At 66.8% G+C, this 18,468-nt stretch carries 20 protein-coding genes and 1 other RNA gene; 13 read left to right on the forward strand and 8 right to left on the reverse strand.

What is annotated here, in order from left to right; all coding sequences use genetic code 11:
• Window positions 1-293 precede the first annotated feature (293 nt).
• Window positions 294-638, forward strand: a transfer-messenger RNA (tmRNA) gene (gene ssrA / locus WMF19_RS35460).
• 366 nt (window positions 639-1,004) lie between these two features.
• Here the strand turns inward: ssrA and WMF19_RS35465 are convergent.
• The 3 genes from WMF19_RS35465 to WMF19_RS35475 form a co-directional block, all read right to left on the reverse strand.
• The gene (locus tag WMF19_RS35465) at window positions 1,005-2,060 is read right to left on the reverse strand and encodes a DUF1835 domain-containing protein (protein WP_437894409.1); all 1,056 of its coding nucleotides are present in this window, start codon (window positions 2,058-2,060) and stop codon (window positions 1,005-1,007) included.
• A gap of 2 nt (window positions 2,061-2,062) precedes the next feature.
• Window positions 2,063-2,446, reverse strand: coding sequence for a hypothetical protein (locus WMF19_RS35470; protein ID WP_437894411.1), 384 nt, complete (start codon window positions 2,444-2,446; stop codon window positions 2,063-2,065).
• A 138-nt stretch (window positions 2,447-2,584) separates the two neighbouring features.
• Complete coding sequence (locus tag WMF19_RS35475; protein ID WP_437894412.1) at window positions 2,585-3,577, reverse strand: GlxA family transcriptional regulator; 993 nt, start codon at window positions 3,575-3,577, stop codon at window positions 2,585-2,587.
• A gap of 301 nt (window positions 3,578-3,878) precedes the next feature.
• Between WMF19_RS35475 and WMF19_RS35480 the strand changes: the two genes are divergently transcribed.
• The 5 genes from WMF19_RS35480 to WMF19_RS35500 all read left to right on the forward strand — a co-directional run bounded on the left by WMF19_RS35480 (window position 3,879) and on the right by WMF19_RS35500 (window position 7,203).
• Window positions 3,879-4,247: a hypothetical protein gene (locus WMF19_RS35480; RefSeq protein ID WP_437894414.1), complete on the forward strand. Its 369-nt coding sequence runs from the start codon at window positions 3,879-3,881 to the stop codon at window positions 4,245-4,247.
• Window positions 4,244-4,558, forward strand: coding sequence for a DUF3817 domain-containing protein (locus WMF19_RS35485; RefSeq protein WP_437894416.1), 315 nt, complete (start codon window positions 4,244-4,246; stop codon window positions 4,556-4,558). The genes WMF19_RS35480 and WMF19_RS35485 overlap by 4 nt, the downstream gene beginning before the upstream one ends.
• Before the next feature lie 54 nt (window positions 4,559-4,612).
• Window positions 4,613-5,266 (forward strand): NAD(P)-dependent oxidoreductase, encoded by a 654-nt coding sequence (locus tag WMF19_RS35490; protein ID WP_437894417.1) that lies wholly within the window; start codon window positions 4,613-4,615, stop codon window positions 5,264-5,266.
• 1 nt (window position 5,267) lies between these two features.
• Complete coding sequence (locus WMF19_RS35495; RefSeq protein ID WP_437894418.1) at window positions 5,268-6,083, forward strand: SDR family NAD(P)-dependent oxidoreductase; 816 nt, start codon at window positions 5,268-5,270, stop codon at window positions 6,081-6,083.
• 241 nt (window positions 6,084-6,324) lie between these two features.
• On the forward strand, window positions 6,325-7,203 hold the full coding sequence (locus tag WMF19_RS35500; RefSeq protein ID WP_437894419.1) for a hypothetical protein: 879 nt from the start codon (window positions 6,325-6,327) through the stop codon (window positions 7,201-7,203).
• A gap of 21 nt (window positions 7,204-7,224) precedes the next feature.
• Here the strand turns inward: WMF19_RS35500 and WMF19_RS35505 are convergent, their stop codons facing one another.
• Both WMF19_RS35505 and WMF19_RS35510 read right to left on the reverse strand, forming a co-directional pair.
• Window positions 7,225-8,055 (reverse strand): SDR family oxidoreductase, encoded by an 831-nt coding sequence (locus WMF19_RS35505; RefSeq protein ID WP_437894420.1) that lies wholly within the window; start codon window positions 8,053-8,055, stop codon window positions 7,225-7,227.
• 409 nt (window positions 8,056-8,464) lie between these two features.
• Complete coding sequence (locus WMF19_RS35510; protein WP_437894421.1) at window positions 8,465-9,091, reverse strand: acyl-CoA-like ligand-binding transcription factor; 627 nt, start codon at window positions 9,089-9,091, stop codon at window positions 8,465-8,467.
• A 275-nt stretch (window positions 9,092-9,366) separates the two neighbouring features.
• Between WMF19_RS35510 and WMF19_RS35515 the strand changes: the two genes are divergently transcribed.
• Window positions 9,367-9,741 carry a VOC family protein gene (locus WMF19_RS35515; RefSeq protein WP_437894422.1) on the forward strand — a complete coding sequence of 125 codons (375 nt, stop codon included), beginning with the start codon at window positions 9,367-9,369 and terminating at the stop codon, window positions 9,739-9,741.
• Window positions 9,742-9,830: 89 nt separating this feature from the next.
• On the opposite strand, the gene WMF19_RS35520 is transcribed toward WMF19_RS35515, so the two are convergent.
• From WMF19_RS35520 to WMF19_RS35530, 3 genes are all read right to left on the reverse strand, one after another.
• Window positions 9,831-10,340, reverse strand: coding sequence for an RICIN domain-containing protein (locus WMF19_RS35520; protein WP_437894423.1), 510 nt, complete (start codon window positions 10,338-10,340; stop codon window positions 9,831-9,833).
• 938 nt (window positions 10,341-11,278) lie between these two features.
• Window positions 11,279-12,409: an IS3 family transposase gene (locus WMF19_RS35525; RefSeq protein ID WP_437894424.1), complete on the reverse strand. Its 1,131-nt coding sequence runs from the start codon at window positions 12,407-12,409 to the stop codon at window positions 11,279-11,281.
• A complete protein-coding gene (locus WMF19_RS35530) occupies window positions 12,409-12,768 on the reverse strand; it encodes a transposase (RefSeq protein WP_437894425.1) in 360 nt (119 codons plus the stop codon). The genes WMF19_RS35525 and WMF19_RS35530 overlap by 1 nt, the downstream gene beginning before the upstream one ends.
• A 254-nt stretch (window positions 12,769-13,022) precedes the next feature.
• On the opposite strand from WMF19_RS35530, the gene WMF19_RS35535 reads away from it, so the two are divergent.
• The 6 genes from WMF19_RS35535 (at window position 13,023) to WMF19_RS35560 (ending at window position 18,244) form a co-directional block, all read left to right on the forward strand.
• Window positions 13,023-13,424 (forward strand): hypothetical protein, encoded by a 402-nt coding sequence (locus WMF19_RS35535; protein ID WP_437894426.1) that lies wholly within the window; start codon window positions 13,023-13,025, stop codon window positions 13,422-13,424.
• Window positions 13,425-13,525: 101 nt separating this feature from the next.
• On the forward strand, window positions 13,526-14,104 hold the full coding sequence (locus tag WMF19_RS35540) for a hypothetical protein (RefSeq protein WP_437894427.1): 579 nt from the start codon (window positions 13,526-13,528) through the stop codon (window positions 14,102-14,104).
• A gap of 531 nt (window positions 14,105-14,635) precedes the next feature.
• A complete protein-coding gene (locus WMF19_RS35545) occupies window positions 14,636-14,965 on the forward strand; it encodes an ArsR/SmtB family transcription factor (protein WP_276596697.1) in 330 nt (109 codons plus the stop codon).
• On the forward strand, window positions 14,962-15,402 hold the full coding sequence (locus tag WMF19_RS35550) for an SRPBCC family protein (protein WP_437324236.1): 441 nt from the start codon (window positions 14,962-14,964) through the stop codon (window positions 15,400-15,402). Before WMF19_RS35545 ends, WMF19_RS35550 begins: the two co-directional genes overlap by 4 nt.
• Window positions 15,399-15,818, forward strand: coding sequence for a DoxX family protein (locus WMF19_RS35555; protein ID WP_437894428.1), 420 nt, complete (start codon window positions 15,399-15,401; stop codon window positions 15,816-15,818). The genes WMF19_RS35550 and WMF19_RS35555 overlap by 4 nt, the downstream gene beginning before the upstream one ends.
• Before the next feature lie 8 nt (window positions 15,819-15,826).
• A complete protein-coding gene (locus WMF19_RS35560; protein ID WP_437894429.1) occupies window positions 15,827-18,244 on the forward strand; it encodes an ATP-binding cassette domain-containing protein in 2,418 nt (805 codons plus the stop codon).
• Window positions 18,245-18,468 lie beyond the last annotated feature (224 nt).

An 18,468-nucleotide genomic window follows, 5' to 3' on the forward strand; every position in this document is an offset into this window, starting at 1 on the left:
GCGGGGGGCCGAGCAGGTAGCGGCCCGACCAGAGCGGCAGGCGGGGCGAGCGGGCGGGCAGGCGGCAGCAGATTGAGGCAGGTGCAGGAGGGCGAGGAAAGGGGCGGAGGCCAAGGCCGGTGGAGGCGCGTGGTGGCAGCAGCCGGCAGGAAATCCGGAAGAACCGAACGGGAACGGCCTCGACCGGCGCACGGCGCCGTCCGCGACGGCGTCAGCGACGGAACGATCTGACACCGAAGGGTTGACGGCAGCACGGTTTCTAGCAATATTCGGTCCGTCTGAACGAACCACGAGGGGGCGATCGGCTTCGACGTGGGGACTGAAGGTCTGTCTGCGTGCTGGCGGCTCCTGCTCCGCCTATCAAGCGGGACGTTACAAGTGCGAACGACAACGCATACGCTGTCGCGGCCTAATAACCGCTAAGCCATCCGAGGAGAAGGTCGTCCTAGTACTCTAAGGGTGTCAACCACAGGGCTGGGTCGCGTGAGGACGCCCTCGATAACGCGGCCGAGATTCAGTGAGGGATAGGTCGTAGCCGAATCTACGAACGCCGTCGCCGGCGCATGGCGACTACGCACGTGAACGAAGGTAGACTGGATGCCTTGCGGACCCGGGTTCGATTCCCGGCGCCTCCACCAAGAAGACACGGCGAGAGCCGTGTCTTCTGCTTTTTGTGTGCCCTGCGTGTGACCTGACGAATTTTGGCGATGCTGGATTGCTGCGTGGCTGAATGTAGGTGGGACCATCCGAAACGGGCGCGGCGGGTAGCGCGAGGGCACGGGCTGCGCAGCTCTCGCACGGTATCAAGGGTGAATGTCTCCCCAAAAACGGACAAAAGAACGCCTCGACGTTCAGCGACTACGCACTCACGCCGCAGCACGTGAACGATAGTATTTTCCGCCATTAGACCACTCCGTCGTTCCTAGCGTCAGACGGGACTATAAGGTTCATGTCCCGTTGGGGGGACAGTGCCTCAAAGTATTTTCACCGTGCCTGGCTACCCCTCACAGCCGAGCGAGCCGGCCATCTTCGCACAACACCCAGGGGGTTGAAGCCGAGTACGCCTCGGTTCCGGCTATGGGCAGACTCGGCGCATCCGTGAGCTGGTCGAGCCCTGTGTCTCGGAGCTGCATCCCATGTTCGGTGAGGCGGTACACCCTCGAGAGCATCGGGTGGCCAAGTGGCTTCGGGCCAGGAGCGGACTCGACGGCGGCGCCTAAATCGTGATTTGCCCATTGCTCCAGACGATCTTCCAGGAACATGTCACCTGTACAGGAGAGGAGATGCCACAGGTGCATTCGCGTTTCCGATTTGTGGACGGCCAATGCCAAGGCGGTCTGCCACTCAGACGATAGGAGGGCAAAGACAATCTCGTCAAATCGACTGAGACGCAGACATCCTTCTGCGGTCTTTCTTGGGAAGAAGCACGAGAGAAGCGCCCACGAGGGAGCGAGCTCTGCAAAGCCCTCGACGCCCGTGATGCAGCTCTCGACGAACGGTAAGGGGTTCTCGTCGACGTAGCTCTCCCAGAGTCGAATGGCACGTTCGTAGCGATCCCCCGACCAAGGGCGCGCCTTGCTAAGGCGGTCCAGGAGAACCTCGTCAGCATGATCAGACACGGACTCGGAACAGGTAAATGGACGAGTCAACACCTCACGGCTCGCTGCTCTCGATGGTGGAGCTGGTTCAAAATCGAGAACAAAGATGTCGTGATGCGAGAACCCCAAATAACGCAACCAGCTACAAGCCCTCCAGAGGTTCACCCGCTCGTGGATACTTGCCGACACCCACAAGACGACGGGCGGCTCCCAGCGAACGTCCGACGAATAGAGCCGATCCCACTTTTCGCCTGAATCATCGGTATCCGAACGTCCCTCGGGCACAGAAAACCACGCCTTACGCGCCTGGGCATGCTCGCTCGGATCCCGGCGACTCGGCCCGACAATTAGGCAGTCAGATGCACGCACGACGCTAATCGCACCCAGTTGCACCAGACGCTCTGTCGTTGGCGTATCGAAGGCAACATGAGTCGCCGCACGGATGAGGGCTGCTTCTGCCATGTTCAATAGAACCCACACTCATAACATTGACTAAACTTGTACGGATCACCTTTGAAGCAATTGTCCTGGCAGATGGCACACATAGTCTTTCTCCCTTCAACCAGACGCGTACATGGATAGCCCTTTGCGATGCAATCCTCGTACATCAGGGTGCATTTGTTGAGCGGCGTGCACCCCGCCATCAGCTCGAACGATTCGCTGCCTACCTCTTCGTCGCCTGGTTCGAGATAATCTCCCGCCCCGACGGATTCTGTCGGGTTTCCAGCACCCGCGCTTCCCGGCTCCACTGTGTCACAAGTGTAGGACAAGTCGCATGCCGACACGAGCATCGCTGCCAGCCCGCCGCACAACACGAGCGCACTCGCCTTCTTCAAGCCGTCTCCCATGTTTTCCTCCCCTTTCCGGATGCGCGCACCGTTCTCCCACCGGCAGGCGACGTCCACGGTGGTCCAACCCGCAGTTATGTCCACACTGTCAATGCGCCTGCGACGGGGGAGCGCGGGGCGCCTCGCCCGATCCAGCGCTCAAGAAGCGCTCGACTTCACGCTCGCCCCCCGGCGTCCGTTCGCCTTGATCGGCGCGGCGCGGAAGGCGCGGCGGTACGCCTGCGGGCTCGTGGTCACGAGCCGCTGGAAGTGCTCGCGAAAGGCGGTCGGCGAGCCGAACCCGACCCTCGCCGCGATCGACTCCACCGAGTGCTCCGTCGTTTCGAGCAGCTGCTGCGCGCGGCGCACGCGGGCCCGGAGCAGCCATTGGAGCGGCGTGGTGCCGGTCTGCTCGCGGAAGCGGCGGCTCAGCGTGCGCACGCTGAGGGCCGCGCGCCGCGCGATGTCCTCGAGCGTGAGCGGCTTGTCGAGGACCTCCTCGATCCACCGCAGCAGCGGCTCGAGCGACGAGCCGTCCGGCGCGGGCGGTTCGTGGAGGATGAACTGCGACTGCCCCCCGTCGCGCTCGAGCGGCATCACCGAGAGCCGCGCCGTGTCCGCGGCCACGGCCGAGCCGTAGTCGAGCCGCACCATGTGGAGGCAGAGGTCGAGCGCCGCCGCGGCGCCCGCCGACGTCAGAAACTGCCCCTCATCCACGTAGAGCACCTTCGGGTCGACGCGAATGGCCGGGTGGCGGCGCGCGAGCTCGTCCGTCGCGAGCCAGTGGGTCGTGGCGCGGCGCCCGTCGAGCAGCCCGGTTGCGGCGAGGATGAACGCCCCGGTGCAGATGGAGGCGACGCGGGCGCCCGAGGCCGCCGCGGCGCGGACCGCGTGCAAGAGCGCCTCCGGGACCGGGACGCTCACCTCGGCGATGCCCGGAAGGATGACGGTGTCCGCTCGCGTCAGCTCGTCGAGGCCGCAGCGCACCCGGAGATCGAACGCTCCGGCGCTCACCTCGCGCGTCACCCCGCAAACACGGACTTGATACCCGGCCCGACCCCCGGGCAGCCGGACACGCCCGAACACCTCGCAGGGCGTCGACAGGTCGAACGGGACGACCCCGTCCATCGCGACCACAGCCACGGCGTGCATGGCTGAAAGATGCTTGATTATCCACTTCATGCCAACGGTTTTATGATCCGGCGCGGGTTGGGGACGTTGGGCTGGCCAGAAGTCGTCGAAGATTGGCACGAACGCCCCTCGCGGGACCGTCCCGGCTGTGCCATATCCCGGCTGTGCCAACTGCCGAGCGATGACGGCTTGATGCCACTGGCATCCGGGGCATCCCCTCGTTTGCGAGCCCCTCCGACCGCCTCACGTCTCGGAGCCGTCGTGGTCATCCCGAGAAGGCGAACCGTGAAGAGCGCCTCGCGCCGCGCCATGGATCCCCCTCATGCCCTCCTACCAGATACTACGGTTGATCAAGTTCTTGGGCGTCATCCTGTACGCGGGCGGCCTCATTGGCAGCTTCGTCGCCACGGCGCACGCCGATCGCAAACGCGCCATCCACGCCGTGGCCTCCCCAGGGCTGGTCGTCACGTGGATCGCGGGATACCTGATGACCACGCAGCTGCAGATTCCTTTGATGGAGCTCTGGGTCATCGCAGGGCTCGTCCTGTCGCTGGTCTCGCAGCTCGCCCTCGTTCGCAGCGTCGCGCGCGACCGGCGCACGCTCGGCGCGTTCGTCTCGACCTTTGCCCCTCTCTTCGTGGTGCTGCTGATGATGGTCTTTCGGCCCACCTGGTCTGACGTCCGATCATGAGCGCGCTTCGCACCCTGCGCGTCGTCGGCTTCCTGGAAGGGCTGTCGTTCCTGGTCCTCCTCGCCGTCGCGATGCCGCTCAAATACGTCTTCGGCCTGCCGGTCGCGGTCCGGATCGCCGGCAGCGCCCACGGGCTCTTCTTTCTCCTCTTCGTCTCCGCGCTGTTTCGCGCGGCCACCGAGCGCGACTGGCCGCGTCGCCGTTCGCTCATGGCGCTCCTCGCGTCGCTCGTACCGGGCGGGACCTTCGCGCTGGATCGGACGTTGAAGCGCGAGATCGAGGGCGACGCGGGGACTGCGCCCCATGGCTGACTCCAGATTTCACCTGGATGGCTGCGGGTGTCGCCCCGAATCAAGGAGATAGGTATGCGGATCTTCGTTGTCGGAGCCAACGGGCGCCTGGGGCAGCGGGTCGTCGCGGAGGCGCTACGACGCGGCCACGAGGTCACCGCGTTCGTGCGAGATCCAAGGGCGATCGTCGAGCGACCCGGGCTGTCCGTTCGAATCGGCGCGGTCGCCGACGAGCCAGCGCGGGTTCGCGAGGCCATCGCCGGGCACGGCGCGGTGCTCTCGGCGCTGGGTAACCCGCTGTGGCTCAAGGGCAAGCGCGGCCCGGCGATCGTCGCGGCCGCGGCCGGCAACCTGGTCGCCGCCATGCGCGAGCAGGGCGTATCGCGGATCGTCATGCCCTTGGCCTGGGGCGCCGGCCAGAGCAATGCCCACGCATCGCCCCTCGTCCGCGCGGCCATTCGCATCTTGATCCGCCGGGACTACCGCGACTTCGACGCTGCCGAGGAGATCCTCGCGCGCTCGGGTCTGGCGTGGACCGTGGCGTATTTCGGCCGGCTGACCGACGCGGCGCCCTCCTCGGGCTGGAGCGTCTCCGCGGAGCTCCGCGCTCCCGGCCAGCTCGCGATCGCTCGCGACGACGTCGCCCAGTTTCTGGTCTCCGCCGCTGAAGACGACGCCTTCGCTGGCCGCCGGGTGGTCCTCAGCGGCGCCTCGCGACGAGGGACCTGAGATGAGCTCTCTCGATGGCAAGATCGTCGTGATCACGGGCGCCAGCTCGGGCATCGGCGCGGCGGCAGCCCGGGAGCTGCGGCGCCGGGGCGCAAGCGTCGTCCCCGTCGGGCGCTCGCCGCAGAAGACCGCGGCCCTCTGCGCCGAGCTCGGCGTGCGCGGCCACTCGGTCGATTTCACCCGCCTCGACGAGGTGCGGCGCCTCGCCCACGACCTCCTCAGCACGTTGCCGCGCATCGACGTGCTCGCCGCCAACGCCGGCGGGATCCCCGCCGATAGGCAACCCACCAGCTCGGGTATCGAGCCCATCTTCCAGGTGAACACCCTCGGCCCGTGGCTGCTGATGCGCCTGCTCGCGCCACGCCTGACGGGTGGCAGGGTCGTCGCCACGTCCTCGCGCTCCCACACCGGGGCTACCCTGTCCTCCAAGACCCTCACCCGCATTTCAACCAGCACGGCGGGACTGGGGCCTCACAAGGTCTACGCGCGCGCCAAGCTGGCGTCGGGGATCCTCCTGCGCGAATTCGGCCGGCGACACCCGCAGGTGGTGGTCGCGGACTTCCACCCCGGCATCATCGCCTCCGACTTCGGCCGCTACCTGGGCGCCGCTGGCGCCGCCCTGAAGGTCCTCGCCGCGCCGTTCCTCGACACGCCGGCCCAGGGCGCGCAGCGCCTCGTGCATCTGGCGACGACCGAGCGTGATATCCACGGCGAGTACTTCGCGAGCAACCAGCCCGCGGCGGGCTCTCCCCTGCTGAACGACCGCACCCTGGGGATCGAGCTATGGACGCTCGCCGAGCGCCTAGCCGGCCGGTAGATACCGACGCAACTCTCGCCGCGACCTGCCCCAGTCGACCCCGAGGCTATCGTCCGGCGCCGCGGTACGCTCGGCGGCGAGGTCGATGACGCCGGCCGCGTCGTAAGCGGCCGCGGTGTGGCGCCCCGTTCACGCGTCGCGTCTCCCGCTGCGATTTGGACGGAAAATCCGCATGGATCGGAGAGGTACGAGCTTTGCTCGCACCGCCGTCATGAGGAACTTCTTTCGTTCGCTGGTTCTCGTGGGGGCTCCTTTCATCTTCGTCGCGGGCTGCGGCGGATCGGACGGCGACACGATCGCCGAGCCCACCGAGGCGCCGGCAACCCCGTCGACTCCGGCGGAGGTAAACACCACCTATGAACAGATCGGGCGCGGCTGCGGTGACAACGGCTCCCTCGTTCGCTCGCTGACGCACGTCCCCGCGCTCACCACCAACAACCTCTGGATCGCCCCAAACAACGACGCCGCCGGCCTGGCCGCGTCCAAGGACGACAATGGCTGGGGCGCGAGCGTGGGCGTCTACGCGCTCGGGTTCGGGTCGATCGGGGACAACATGGAGAGCCACTCCGCCGAGCAGGCCGCACGCTGCGACGCGGTCAGCGAGATCTTCGACCCCGCCGGGGACGGCGCGCGGCAACGCTTCCTCAACGTCCTCGTCTACGCCGGCGATCACCCGCACGCCGAGGCGATGCCCGCCGAGGGTCTCCCCGCCGCGGTCGAGGCGCCGGTCCGCCTGAAGGGCTATCTGGACGTGGCCGAGGGCACGCGCGAGGAGATCGAAGACGGCGTCGTGTACCGGGACGCGCAGCACCAGTACCTGCCCATCTACGTTCGCTGCGAGGAGCCCATGAAGATCACCTACGAGGAGCGCCTGTTTTCGCGCGCGGAGGTCGAGGCGCTGAAGATCGACACCCGCGTCTGTCGCCCCGTCGCCGAGGACGGCTACGGCTGCCTCTCCGAGCGCCCGCAGCCGATCGAGGGTGCGTGCACCTTCGTGGCGGCCGACGCGAAGTACGTGGCGACGAGCGGCGAGGAGCACAACATATCGCTCGGTGGCCGCATCGAGCGCGGTGAACAACTCAGCTACAAGATCACGGTCGACCGCTTCGCCTTCCACTGAACGAGGGTCCTCGGTCTCGATCTACGACGCCGACCCGAGCCCGAGCGTCTGCTGGATCATCGCTTCGATGGCCTCGAATGGCTGCGCGCGGCGGGCGGCCGCCACGGCCTGCGCGTCGGCGCCAACGGGTTGCTGGAACGGCGTCTCCGGTTCGTGCACCGCGCGCCAGATGGCCTCGATCACGAGGCTTTCGTCCGGCGCCGGTGCGGCCTTCTGGAACGAGCTCATCGCCGACTCGAAGGCGTCCAGGTGGGCCTGGTAAGGAGATCCGAAGTGACGCGCCGCTCCCAGAGCCTTGCGCAAGATCTCCGTCGTTGGAAAGGCGCCGGGCTCCACGACCCGCACGCGGACGCCGAACGGCTTGGTTTCATGGTAGAGGGCTTCGGACATGCCCACGAGCGCAAATTTTGTCGCGGCGTAGATGCCGTGCCCCGGCATTGCGAGGAACCCGGCGACCGAAGACACATTGACGATCACCCCTTGTCTTCGGGCGCGCATCGAGGGCAGCACCGCCCTGCTCATCCGCAGCGGACCGAAGAAGTTCGTCTCGAACATGCGGTATGCCAGGGCGTCCGACGTCTCCTCGACCGCAGCGCGCAGGAAGATCGCCGCGTTGTTGACCAACGCGTCGAGCGGGCCTGCCGCCAGCACCTGGGTGACACCGCGCTCGACAGCCACGTCGTCGGTGACATCGATCACGACCGGCGTCACGCCGAGCTCCCTCAACTCGCCGACGGTTCTTCCGCTCAAGTCGCGCACGCCGGCGAACACCTCGTCCCCACGCGCTCGGAACGCCTTAGCTGCCTCGAAGCCGAACCCGCTGCTGCACCCGGTAATCAATACCCTTGCCATAGGATTCCTTTCTTGTCGTGACCGGCATTGTCCAGCCAGCCGCCGACGGTCTGACACCCCTCGAAGCTGAATCAGAAGCAAGCCAGCGCCGCCGCGCGCCGAGGTGCCATGGAGGGTCTCATGCGCTGGCGTCGCGCGATCGTGAGCATCCGCCGCCAGGTCAGACCTGGCCGCCTCGGCCAAGCGGTTCGGCAAGGTCGATCCAAACGGAAGCTGTAAAGGCGCGCTGAGCCCCCTTCGATCGCGGGATCGTGGAGCGATCAAGCGCCGGAACGCGACTGAAAGCAGCTACTCAGGCACAATAGCCCCTGAGTGGCATTTGTCAAGAAGGCGCGTTTCCTCTCGCGAGCGCTCCTCGCCCGCAGACGAACCGGGGGCGCGCCTCAGGCGGAGACGACCGAGCCGGCGCTCATTGCGGCGAGGTGCCGCTCCCACCGCGGCCGAACTCGCGTGCGAGCGTCCGGAAGGCCTCGTCCACGAGCTCCGGCAGGTCCTCGGTGGCCCCGCGCGCGACCCACGCGTCCATCGCGGATTGCACGACCGCCATCGCGCAGCTCGCCAGCACGCGCGGCGCGAGATCGTGCCGCGCGTCCAGGCCCATGCGCTCGGCCAGCGGCTCGCAGATCTCCTCCCCGCAGTGTCCCAGCCGCTCGCGCTGCCTCGCGCGGATCGCTGGCGTCCGCGCGACGAACTGCTGGATCAGGGCGAAGCGGGGCAGATTCCCCTCGTGGAGCTTCACGATCGTCTTGAGGGCGTTTCGCAGCGCCACGACGGGCGGCTCGCTCCGCGGGCGCGCCCGCACCGCCTCGCGCGCCGCCTCGATGAACTGGTCCATCCACGCGATCACGAGGTCTTCCTTCGACTCGAAGTAGCGGAAGAACGTCCTCCGCGAGACCTCGACCACCCCGAGCACGTCATCGAGGGTCGTCTGCTCGTAGCCGTTCTTCAAGAAGAGCTCGATCGCGGTCTCGATGATCTGCGCGCGCGTGCGCTCCTTCTTGCGTTCCCTGAGCCCCGAGGGGCCGGCCTCCTTCATGCGGGCCAAGGTACCACGCGCACGCTCCGGGTGCTCCTCCCTGAAGGCCGCGGAGCGTCGCGACCGTATTCGCGGGTATATGGAGGTTGGCCGCGGTGCCTCGCCGTCCACATGCTATAACCGGCCGCCAGGCCCTGCGACGCAGCTGATCGCGACGTCGACCGGACATGGAACGAATCGAGGGGACGAATGAACGGAGGAGACCAGATCGCGAGGGCCGTCGGAGCGATCGTGAACTCTGGCGCGCTCGCCAACACAGCAACGCAGGAGAAATCATGTTTGACCACGTCAAATTCGGAGTCAGCGATTATGCAGCGAGCAAGGCGTTCTTCCTCAAGGCGCTCGAACCGCTCGGCGTAGCTGTTGTCTCGGAGGGGCCGCCGACGTACGGTGTCGAGCTTAGCTCGAAGGGTAATGTATCATTGTGCCTGTACCAAACCGAGGAAAAGCCGGCGCATCTTCACCTGGCGTTCACGGCCGAGAATCGCCAGCAAGTCCAAGCTTTCTATCGCGCGGCGCTGGAGGCGGGTGGCAAAGACAATGGCGCGCCTGGTCTGCGCCCGCACTACCACGCGAACTACTATGCGGCTTTCGTCATTGGTCCGGACGGGCACAACATCGAAGCGGTTTGCCACGAACCCGAGGCCTGACCCTTCGTCGCACCCGACTCGCTACAGCCGCGAGGGCCGGTCGCTCGTCGCGCCGGCCCACGGTGCGCCCTCGCAGCGCTCCTAGCGGATTATGGAACGAGACGAAAACGTTGGTTGTTGCCGCCGTTGCATCCCCACTGCTGGATGGTCGTCCCGAAATTCCTGCTGAAGCCCGGGACATCCAGGCACAGGCCGCTGTTCTCGGAAACGATGTAATAGTTATCCCCGCCTGCGCTCACCAGCGAGAACCGCTGATTGCTGCCGCCGTTGCATCCCCACTGCTGGACGGTCGTCCCGAAATTCCTGCTGAAGTTCGGGACATCCAGACACAGGCCGCTTTGCGTGGCGACAATAAAGTAATTGCCGCCGCCCGCGCCCACCAGCGAGAATCGCTGGTTGTTGCCGCCGTTACATCCCCACTGCTGAAGAGTGGAACCAGGGCTCGTGCTGAAGCCCGGCACATCCAGACACAGGCCGCTGTTCTCCGAGATCACCTGAACTGGTCCACTCGGCACAGATTGGGCCAGACCGTGAGACGCGAACAAGAAGGCGACACTGGCAGCGGCCATGCCCGCAGAACGGTACACGAGAAATTGCATAGGACCCCCCTCAAAGAGAGCCAGCAAACGAGCTGCAGGCAGCGCTCTCTTCGCCGGTCTCATAAAGCGGCCTTCAGACTTCCGGAAGCGGCGCCGCACGACTCACAGATGTGGCCGCGAAGCTGCCGTTGGATGGGTCGTGATAGGAAGCGCTTTCTCAGCGCTGGCCAGCGTGAAGGTGGGAATTGGGGCATCTCCAGGAACCTTCTCGCCTTCCTGTAAATACTTCCGATAGAGACGCGCCCAAATCTCGAAGAGATGACGTGCATCCCCCAGCCAGAAGGGCCCCCGCTCCGACACGAGTTGGCCCTGCTCTGGGCCTCGAGAACAGGCACCGCCATGATCCTAGAACAGCGATCACGTTGCTCAAGCGAGAAATGAACCGCCAAGGCGCTACAATACGCCATGAGAATAACAAGATACCTTGGCGTCTCATGGCGTCTTGTGGCGCCTTGGCGTTCAAAATTCTGCGCTTTTCAGGCAGTTTCAGCCTGTTTGTCGCTCCAGCGCCTGGCCACGCGTTCGGCTCGACGACCTGCTGCCCGACGCCTGGGTGAAATCGTCGCGCGCTGCTCCTGCAAAAGGCGACGCCGACGCATCCTGAGCGACGCGGGCCGCGATCGTCGACGCGGGCCGAGGCCGGCTTGCAGAGCACCGTCCCAGGCTCTGAGCCGTGGGCAGCCGCCGCCCTGCGCCCAGCATCGTCGACCTTGGCGAGAGCGCCAGGGGGCCACGCCCATGGCGCTCGTCGGTCGCGACGCGCCGTAGCGCGCCCTCGGCGCAAGTTGCGCAAGTTGCGCAAGGATCGCTCAATTCACCGCTCCCCGGCGCGCGCCGGCGGCGATCGTGACCGGGGAGCACGCGCGTCGCCGTTTGGTCCTCTCCTTGCAATGACCCCGGAAAATGCCAACAGGTTTGAGACAGGCCGGACGGGAATTCTATGAGTGGATCGCGTTGAGGGACGCGTTCCGGCTCTGGCACCCGAGCGGCCGCTGCGTCTCGGCGGTTGGCGCAGCGACGGGCTCGGGCGCGACGCTGGTCGTTGCCGTGTGTGGCGGCGCCGCGGCCTCGTCGGCAGCGTCGTCGACGGACAGCGGGTTGATGGCTACCGAAGCGGGCGGCCTGCGGACGACAGGCGGACCGTTCGGGAAGCGTTCCGGATGCGCGGCGTAGGCCGTGTCGAGGGCGACCTGGCGCCGAGCCGCGATATCTTCGACGCGGCCGTAGAATACATCAGCAGGTGTGAAGAGAGCAAGACCAGAATGCTGGTGAAGGTCATTATACCAGCTGAAGAACTCCTGGCACCACGCTCGTGCATGCGCCAGCGAGGCAAAGCGGTCCGGATAGTCGGGCTGGTACTTGAGCGTCTTGAACTGCGACTCGGAGAAGGCGTTGTCATCGCTGACGTGAGGCCTGCTGAAGCTACGAACGACGCCGAGCGAGCCGAGGAGCTGAGCGAGCCCCTCCGACCTCATCGCGGAGCCGCGGTCGGCGTGCACCGTGAGCGAGCCGAACTCGACGCCGTGGCGGGCGACCGTCTCTGCGAAGAGGTGCTCGGCGAGCTTCGCGCTCTCGCGCTCGGCGAGCAGCCAGCCAACGGTCATGCGACTGAACAGGTCGAGGACGACGTACAGGCAGTAGAAGACCCCGGGCAGCGGCCCGCGCAGCTTGGTTATATCCCACGTCCAGATCTGGTTGGGGGCTGTGGCGGTGAGCGTCGGCTTGGCATGCTTCATCGGCCCGCGCTGCGCGCGTCGCTCGCCGCTCTCGCCGGACGCCGCGAGCAGGCGGTACATCGTGCGGATGGAGGCAAGGTAGACGCCGCGCGACAGCAGCGTCGCGTAGACCTCCGGCGGGGGCTGGTCGACGAACTCGTCGCTGTGCAACACATCGAGCACGGCTTGCCGCTCGGGGTCACTGAGCCGGCGTGGGCTCGGAACGGGCCCCTGCAACGCCGGTGGCCTCGCGGGCTGCGTCTGCCGGTAGAGCGTAGCGCGGCTGATGCCGAGTGTCGCACACGCCTGCGCGATGGGGACGTGCGGGTCATCGAGCTCTTCGATGGCGTCCATCAGCGCTCTTCGTCGCTCGTGAGATTGATGCCCAGAATGGCAGAGACTTTTTTTTGGAGATCGATGAGCTTCTCCGCGAGCGCGAGCTTCTCCTCGAGTCGGGCCGAGCGCTTCTCGAGCTCGGCAATGCGCCGGTCCTTCGCGTCCTGCTTCGGCTTGCGGCCGGGCTTGCGCCCCGCGAGAGCCTCGCTGCCGTGGAGGGCGAGCTGCTTGCGCCACGCCGTTAGGAGGGAGCTGTAGATGCCCTCGCGGCGCAGCAGCGCCTCGATGTCGCCGCGCTGGGTGCATGCGGCCGCCTCACGAACGATGCGCAGCTTCTCAGCCGCCGAGAACTTCCGCCTCTTGCCCGCCTTCGGCATGGTCTCGACGGCGACGCCACTCGCGCGTGGAGCAGCGCCCTGCGCCGCTGGGGCGAGGGTAGGATCGACGGATCGGAGATGGGAAGGCTTCGGCACGGGTCAGGTCCATTCTCCGCCCTCTCACCACAGATTTCCAGGGGGAGCCTGTCTCACCAGACGTTGGCACAGAGGGCCCCCAGCGCGACGGCGAAGTGGTGATCGCCGCAGCCGTCGTGCTTTCTCTGTGCCTCTCGCCTCGCAAGAAGGAGCTACCCATGATTCAGCAGATTCGCCTGGTCCTCGCCTCGCTCGTCGCCTCCGCCACCTTCGCCGGCTGCGTGATGAGCGCCGATCCTGCCGGCGAGGATCCCGCCGGCGAGGAGGGTGAGATCGTCGAGTCAGCGCAGCAGCCGCTGCCGTCGAGCGGCTACTTCCGCACGTACTACAGCGACGCGTCCTACACGACGGTCGTGGGCTGGGTGAACTGGGAGTGCGACCCGATTTACCGGGAGGCCGACGGCGAGACATCGCGTTATTACAAGCAGCGCCGCTTCGACTGCCCCACGTTCGACAATCCGTTGCTCCCCGCGTGCGATCTCTGCAACACCTACACGACCTCGGACGGGCACACGTTCACGAACTGTAGCCTCATCGCCTGCCCGCGGACTTCATGGTGATCCCCGCCGCGCACCGCGTCGTATCGACGCCGGGCGCTGCGCAAGTCCCTCGTTCAGCACCAGGGCACACGTGACCCTCCGACCGCTCGCGGATGTCCGTGGTGCACGGCGGGTTCGTGCTGGCTCTCGCGCGGGCGAACGGCATGCATTACACCTGCGAGCTGGTCGGGTGGGACATGTTTTTCTGGAACATCAAGGCGCTCCGGGTTGCGCTGGTTGACGGGACCTCGTCCGAGCGGGCCCGGTTCGGCTATCTCCTGGGCTTCGTGCTTCTCACGGGGGCGGTGCCCTTGCTCCTGGAGGACTCGATACCTCAAAACGCGTGGGACGCGATCGCGACCGGCGTGAACATCGCGGTGATGGTGTTGGGTACGATCTGGGCTTATCACCTCAACGGTGGTGACCGGGGCCATCACTTCATCGAGAGGTACGTGTCGCTCAGCTGGGTGTACACTTTACGCTTCGCGGTGATGTTCATGCTCCCGGTGGTCGTGGCTTATGTCGTTGCTGGCCTCCTCGACCTGGTGACGGACGCGACCGGCCCGTTCGATGTGGCCATGGGGCTGATGATGGAGATGGCGTTTTACGTCGGACTCGGCAGGCACATGCGGCTCACGGCAGCTGCAGAAGCCGAGGCGGCAGCCCACGGAGGCGCCGCGGCCCACACAGCAGGCGTCTGAGCGTCGGCGTCGGGCTCCTGCCACCGGTACGGGCCTCGCGGGGGACACGTCCAGGGCCCTGCGGCCAACCGCGGATGCCGTCGTGCCCTCGAGCAGCACGGCCTCGCCGTACGCCGGCCGATCGATGGTCCAGCGCAGCGCGTCGGCGGCAACGTAGCGGCCGTTCGCCGCGTCGATGCGCACCACGCCCACGCCTCATCACGGTAGGAGCGCGTTCGTCCCCCTGCGTACGCAGCGGGAGGCAGGCGTCCCCGCCGAGGTGAGGCGTTACAACGGCATGATGCACGGGTTCATGGCGATGGCCGACCTCCTGGACGAGGGAAAGAGGGCCCTCGCGGAGGCATCCGCCGCGCTGAGCTCCGCCTTCGCGCGATAACCCGACCGACCAACGGGCTCGACCGCCGCTGGCCGCGCCGCGCGGTCGACGAGAGCGAGAGGAGGAGCGCAAAGAGCATGCCCCTTGCTCCGACGCTCCCGGGCGGCCCGATCCGCGCGCTTGACAATCAATAAGCCGTTGCTTATAAGTCGTCCATGCAGAGCGCGGCCGTGCTCGAAGACAAGATCTTCCAGGCGCTGGCAGACCCCAGCCGCCGGGCGATCTTCGAGTCGCTCACGCGTGGCGAAGCGGCCGTGAAGGACCTCACGGCGCGCTTCGACATCTCGCAGCCGGCGATCTCGCAGCACCTCGCCACGTTGAAAGACGCCGGCCTGGTGAGCGGCCGGCGCGAGGGGCGCTGTGTCTACTACCGGGTGGAGCCGCGCGGGTTGAAGCCGCTCGTCGACTGGATCACGCACTACCGCGCCTTCTGGACGGAGCGCGTCGATCGCCTCGAACAATTGCTGGAGAAAATGGACGAATGAACCTCACCGACACGACCGCACAATCGCAGACCGAATCCATCTCGTTCGAGTTCGATTTGAAGCACTCGCCGGCAAAGGTGTGGCGCGCGCTCACCGAACCGGCGCTGCTCGCGGAGTGGCTCCTGCCCACCATCGGCCTCCAGCTCGAGCCGGGGGCGGCGTTCACGCTCAAGACGCAGCCCTACCCCGGCTGGGACGGCACCGTGAATTGCCGGTTCGTCGAGATCGAAGCACATCGGAAGCTCAGCTACACGTGGAGCGTCCCCTTCCTGGAGACCGTCGTGACCTTCACGCTCACGCCAACGGCGTCGGGCACGCGCCTGTCCCTCGTGCAATCGGGCTTCAAGCCGGACCAGAAGCAGAACTTCGCCGGCGCGCGCTACGGCTGGAAGATGATGGGCGGGAAGCTCGTCGACCTGCTCGAGAGGGTCTCATGAGCCGGGCAAGGCTCGTGGCCTACTGGGCGACCACAGGCCTGGTCGCGTCGTCCATGGTCTCCGGCGGCGTGGCCCACGTCCTCCACGCGCCAGCGAGCGTCGACGGCTTCGTGCGCCTCGGCTACCCGATGCACTTCGTCACGTTCCTCGGCATCTGGAAGATCCTCGGCGCGCTCGCGCTGCTGGCGCCGAGATTCCCGCGCTTGAAGGAGTGGGCGTATGCAGGCCTCGTGTTCGACCTCACCGGCGCCGCCTTCGCCTGGGCCGCCGTCGGCGCCAGCGACTCCACGAGCAACGCCGGCCACATCGTCGCGCCGCTCGTGGTCCTCGCGCTGGCGGTGACGTCGTGGGCGCTGCGGCCGGACTCGCGCCGATTGCCGGAACCCCTTCACAGACCGTCGGTGTTGGTGACATGATCGCGGACATGGCCTCCTCCAGACAGCACGCCACAGACAGACAGCACGCCGCAGACAGCCACGACTTGATCCGCGTCCAGGGCGCCCGGGAGAACAACCTCAAGGACGTCAGCGTCGAGATCCCCAAGCGGCGGCTGACCGTGTTCACCGGCGTCTCGGGATCGGGCAAATCGTCGCTGGTGTTCGGCACCATCGCGGCGGAGTCGCAGCGGCTGATCAACGAGACCTACAGCGCGTTCGTGCAGGGGTTCATGCCGACGCTGGCCCGGCCCGAGGTCGACGTGCTCGAAGGGCTGACGACCGCGATCATCGTCGACCAGGAGCGGATGGGCCAGAACTCCCGCTCGACGGTCGGCACGGCGACCGACGCCAACGCGATGCTGCGGGTGCTGTGGAGCCGCCTCGGCAAGCCGCACATCGGCTCGTCCAACGCCTTCTCCTTCAACGTCCCGTCGGTCCGCGGGGTCGGGGCGATCTCGATCGAGAAGGCCGGCGGGAAGAAGACCGAGAAGCGCGAGTTCGTGGTCAACGGAGGCATGTGCCCGCGATGCGAGGGCATGGGATCGGTCTCCGACTTCGACCTCTCCCAGCTCTACGATGACAGCAAGTCGCTCAACGAGGGTGCGCTCACCATCCCCGGTTACTCGATGGATGGATGGTACGGGCGCATCTTCAACGGCTGCGGCTTCTTCGACCCGAACAAGCCGATCCGCAAGTTCACGAAGAAGGAGCTCCACGACCTGCTCCACAAGGAGCCGACCAAGATCAAGGTCGAGGGCATCAACCTGACTTACGAAGGGCTGATCCCGAAGATCCAGAAGTCGATGCTGTCCAAGGACGTCGACGCGATGCAGCCGCACATCCGGGCGTTCGTGGAGCGCGCGATCAAGTTCTCGACCTGTCCCGAGTGCGGCGGCACGCGGCTCAGCGAGGCGGCCCGGTCCTCCAAGATCAAGGGGATCAACATCGCCGAAGCCTGCGCGATGCAGATCAACGACCTGGCCAAGTGGGTGCGCGATCTGAACGAGCCGTCCGTCAAGCCGCTGCTGGCGACGCTGCGGCACACGCTCGACTCGTTTGTCGAGATCGGGCTGGGGTACCTCAGCCTCGACCGGCCGTCGGGCACGCTGTCGGGCGGGGAGGCGCAGCGCACCAAGATGATCGGCCACCTCGGGTCGTCGCTCACCGACGTCACCTACGTCTTCGACGAGCCGACGGTCGGGCTGCACCCCCACGACATCCAGCGGATGAACGAGCTGCTGCTGCGGCTGCGCGACAAAGGCAATACCGTCCTCGTGGTCGAGCACAAACCCGAGACGATCGCGATAGCCGATCACGTCGTCGACCTGGGCCCCGGCGCCGGTACCGCCGGCGGTGAGGTGGTCTTCACAGGCACCGTCGACGGGCTGCGGGCGAGCGGCACGCTCACCGGGCGTCACCTGAGCGACCGGGTGTCCCTGAAGCAGTCGGTGCGGAGACCGTCGGGTGTGATGAAGGTGCGCGGCGCGCGCGCGCACAACCTGAAGAACGTCGACGTCGACATCCCGCTCGGCGTGCTGGTGGTGGTGACCGGCGTGGCGGGGTCGGGCAAGAGCTCGCTGATCCACGGCTCGGTGTCCGGCCGTGATGGGGTTGTGTCGGTCGACCAGACCCCGATCCGCGGCTCGCGGCGGAGCAACCCGGCGACGTACACCGATCTGCTGGAGCCGATCCGCAAGGCGTTCGCGAAGGCCAACAACGTGAAGCCTGCGCTGTTCAGCGCCAACTCCGAGGGTGCCTGTCCGACCTGCAACGGCGCGGGGGTGATCTACACCGACCTCGCGATGATGGCCGGCGTCACCACGGTCTGCGAGGACTGCGAGGGCCGGCGGTTCCAGGCGTCTGTGCTGGAGTACCGCCTCGGCAAGCTCAACATCGCCGAGGTGCTCGATCTGTCGGTTACGGAGGCTGTCGGCTTCTTCGGTGCTGGCAAGGCGCATACGCCGGCCGCGCACGCGATCCTGCAGCGAATGGCCGACGTGGGGCTCGGCTACCTGCGGCTCGGTCAGCCGCTCACCACGCTGTCGGGCGGCGAGCGGCAGCGGCTCAAGCTCGCGACGCACATGGGCGCGGACGGCGGCGTCTACGTGCTCGACGAGCCGACCACCGGGCTGCACCTGGCCGACCTCGAGCAGCTGCTCGGGCTGCTGGACCGGCTCGTCGACTCCGGCAAGTCGGTCATCGTGATCGAGCACCACCAGGCGGTGATGGCGCACGCCGACTGGATCATCGACCTCGGTCCAGGCGCGGGCCACGACGGCGGGCGGATCGTGTTCGAAGGTACCCCGGCCGATCTGGTGGCGGCGAAGTCGACGCTGACCGGCGAGCACCTGGCGGCGTTCGTCGGGAGCCAGCCGAAGGCTGCCCGAGCTGCGCGATCTCGCTGAGCGAGGCCGCGTTACCCACCCGCCGGCGCCCCGAGCGCGCCGGCCGGGAACGCGATGGTTCTCAAGGGCCTCATCAGACCGGCACCGCCGCCGCCCGCATCCGCCAGCAAACGCCCGCCCGGCGGAACGTGCGAGAAGTACACAAGTCGAGCCCGGATGCGCTCGGCGCGCCGTGCTCCGTGGTGCGATGGGTTGCCAGTCCTGGAACGCAGGACGTCGAGGAG

Origin of the sequence: Sorangium sp. So ce124, from assembly GCF_051525235.1 — a bacterium.
Lineage (GTDB): Bacteria > Myxococcota_A > Polyangia > Polyangiales > Polyangiaceae > Sorangium > Sorangium atrum.

What these genes read in the sequence shown, in the direction of transcription:
- WMF19_RS35555 (WP_437894428.1), top strand. Translation starts at nt 15,399, where the DNA reads ATGAGCCGGGCAAGGCTCGTGGCCTACTGGGCGACCACAGGCCTGGTC.
- WMF19_RS35515 (WP_437894422.1), top strand. Translation starts at nt 9,367, where the DNA reads ATGTTTGACCACGTCAAATTCGGAGTCAGCGATTATGCAGCGAGCAAG.
- WMF19_RS35535 (WP_437894426.1), top strand. Translation starts at nt 13,023, where the DNA reads ATGATTCAGCAGATTCGCCTGGTCCTCGCCTCGCTCGTCGCCTCCGCC.
- WMF19_RS35465 (WP_437894409.1), bottom strand. Translation starts at nt 2,060, where the DNA reads ATGGCAGAAGCAGCCCTCATCCGTGCGGCGACTCATGTTGCCTTCGAT.
- WMF19_RS35510 (WP_437894421.1), bottom strand. Translation starts at nt 9,091, where the DNA reads ATGAAGGAGGCCGGCCCCTCGGGGCTCAGGGAACGCAAGAAGGAGCGC.
- WMF19_RS35530 (WP_437894425.1), bottom strand. Translation starts at nt 12,768, where the DNA reads ATGCCGAAGGCGGGCAAGAGGCGGAAGTTCTCGGCGGCTGAGAAGCTG.
- WMF19_RS35520 (WP_437894423.1), bottom strand. Translation starts at nt 10,340, where the DNA reads ATGCAATTTCTCGTGTACCGTTCTGCGGGCATGGCCGCTGCCAGTGTC.
- WMF19_RS35475 (WP_437894412.1), bottom strand. Translation starts at nt 3,577, where the DNA reads ATGCACGCCGTGGCTGTGGTCGCGATGGACGGGGTCGTCCCGTTCGAC.
- WMF19_RS35525 (WP_437894424.1), bottom strand. Translation starts at nt 12,409, where the DNA reads ATGGACGCCATCGAAGAGCTCGATGACCCGCACGTCCCCATCGCGCAG.
- WMF19_RS35490 (WP_437894417.1), top strand. Translation starts at nt 4,613, where the DNA reads ATGCGGATCTTCGTTGTCGGAGCCAACGGGCGCCTGGGGCAGCGGGTC.
- WMF19_RS35550 (WP_437324236.1), top strand. Translation starts at nt 14,962, where the DNA reads ATGAACCTCACCGACACGACCGCACAATCGCAGACCGAATCCATCTCG.
- WMF19_RS35485 (WP_437894416.1), top strand. Translation starts at nt 4,244, where the DNA reads ATGAGCGCGCTTCGCACCCTGCGCGTCGTCGGCTTCCTGGAAGGGCTG.
- WMF19_RS35470 (WP_437894411.1), bottom strand. Translation starts at nt 2,446, where the DNA reads ATGGGAGACGGCTTGAAGAAGGCGAGTGCGCTCGTGTTGTGCGGCGGG.
- WMF19_RS35505 (WP_437894420.1), bottom strand. Translation starts at nt 8,055, where the DNA reads ATGGCAAGGGTATTGATTACCGGGTGCAGCAGCGGGTTCGGCTTCGAG.
- WMF19_RS35480 (WP_437894414.1), top strand. Translation starts at nt 3,879, where the DNA reads ATGCCCTCCTACCAGATACTACGGTTGATCAAGTTCTTGGGCGTCATC.
- WMF19_RS35495 (WP_437894418.1), top strand. Translation starts at nt 5,268, where the DNA reads ATGAGCTCTCTCGATGGCAAGATCGTCGTGATCACGGGCGCCAGCTCG.
- WMF19_RS35545 (WP_276596697.1), top strand. Translation starts at nt 14,636, where the DNA reads ATGCAGAGCGCGGCCGTGCTCGAAGACAAGATCTTCCAGGCGCTGGCA.
- WMF19_RS35560 (WP_437894429.1), top strand. Translation starts at nt 15,827, where the DNA reads ATGGCCTCCTCCAGACAGCACGCCACAGACAGACAGCACGCCGCAGAC.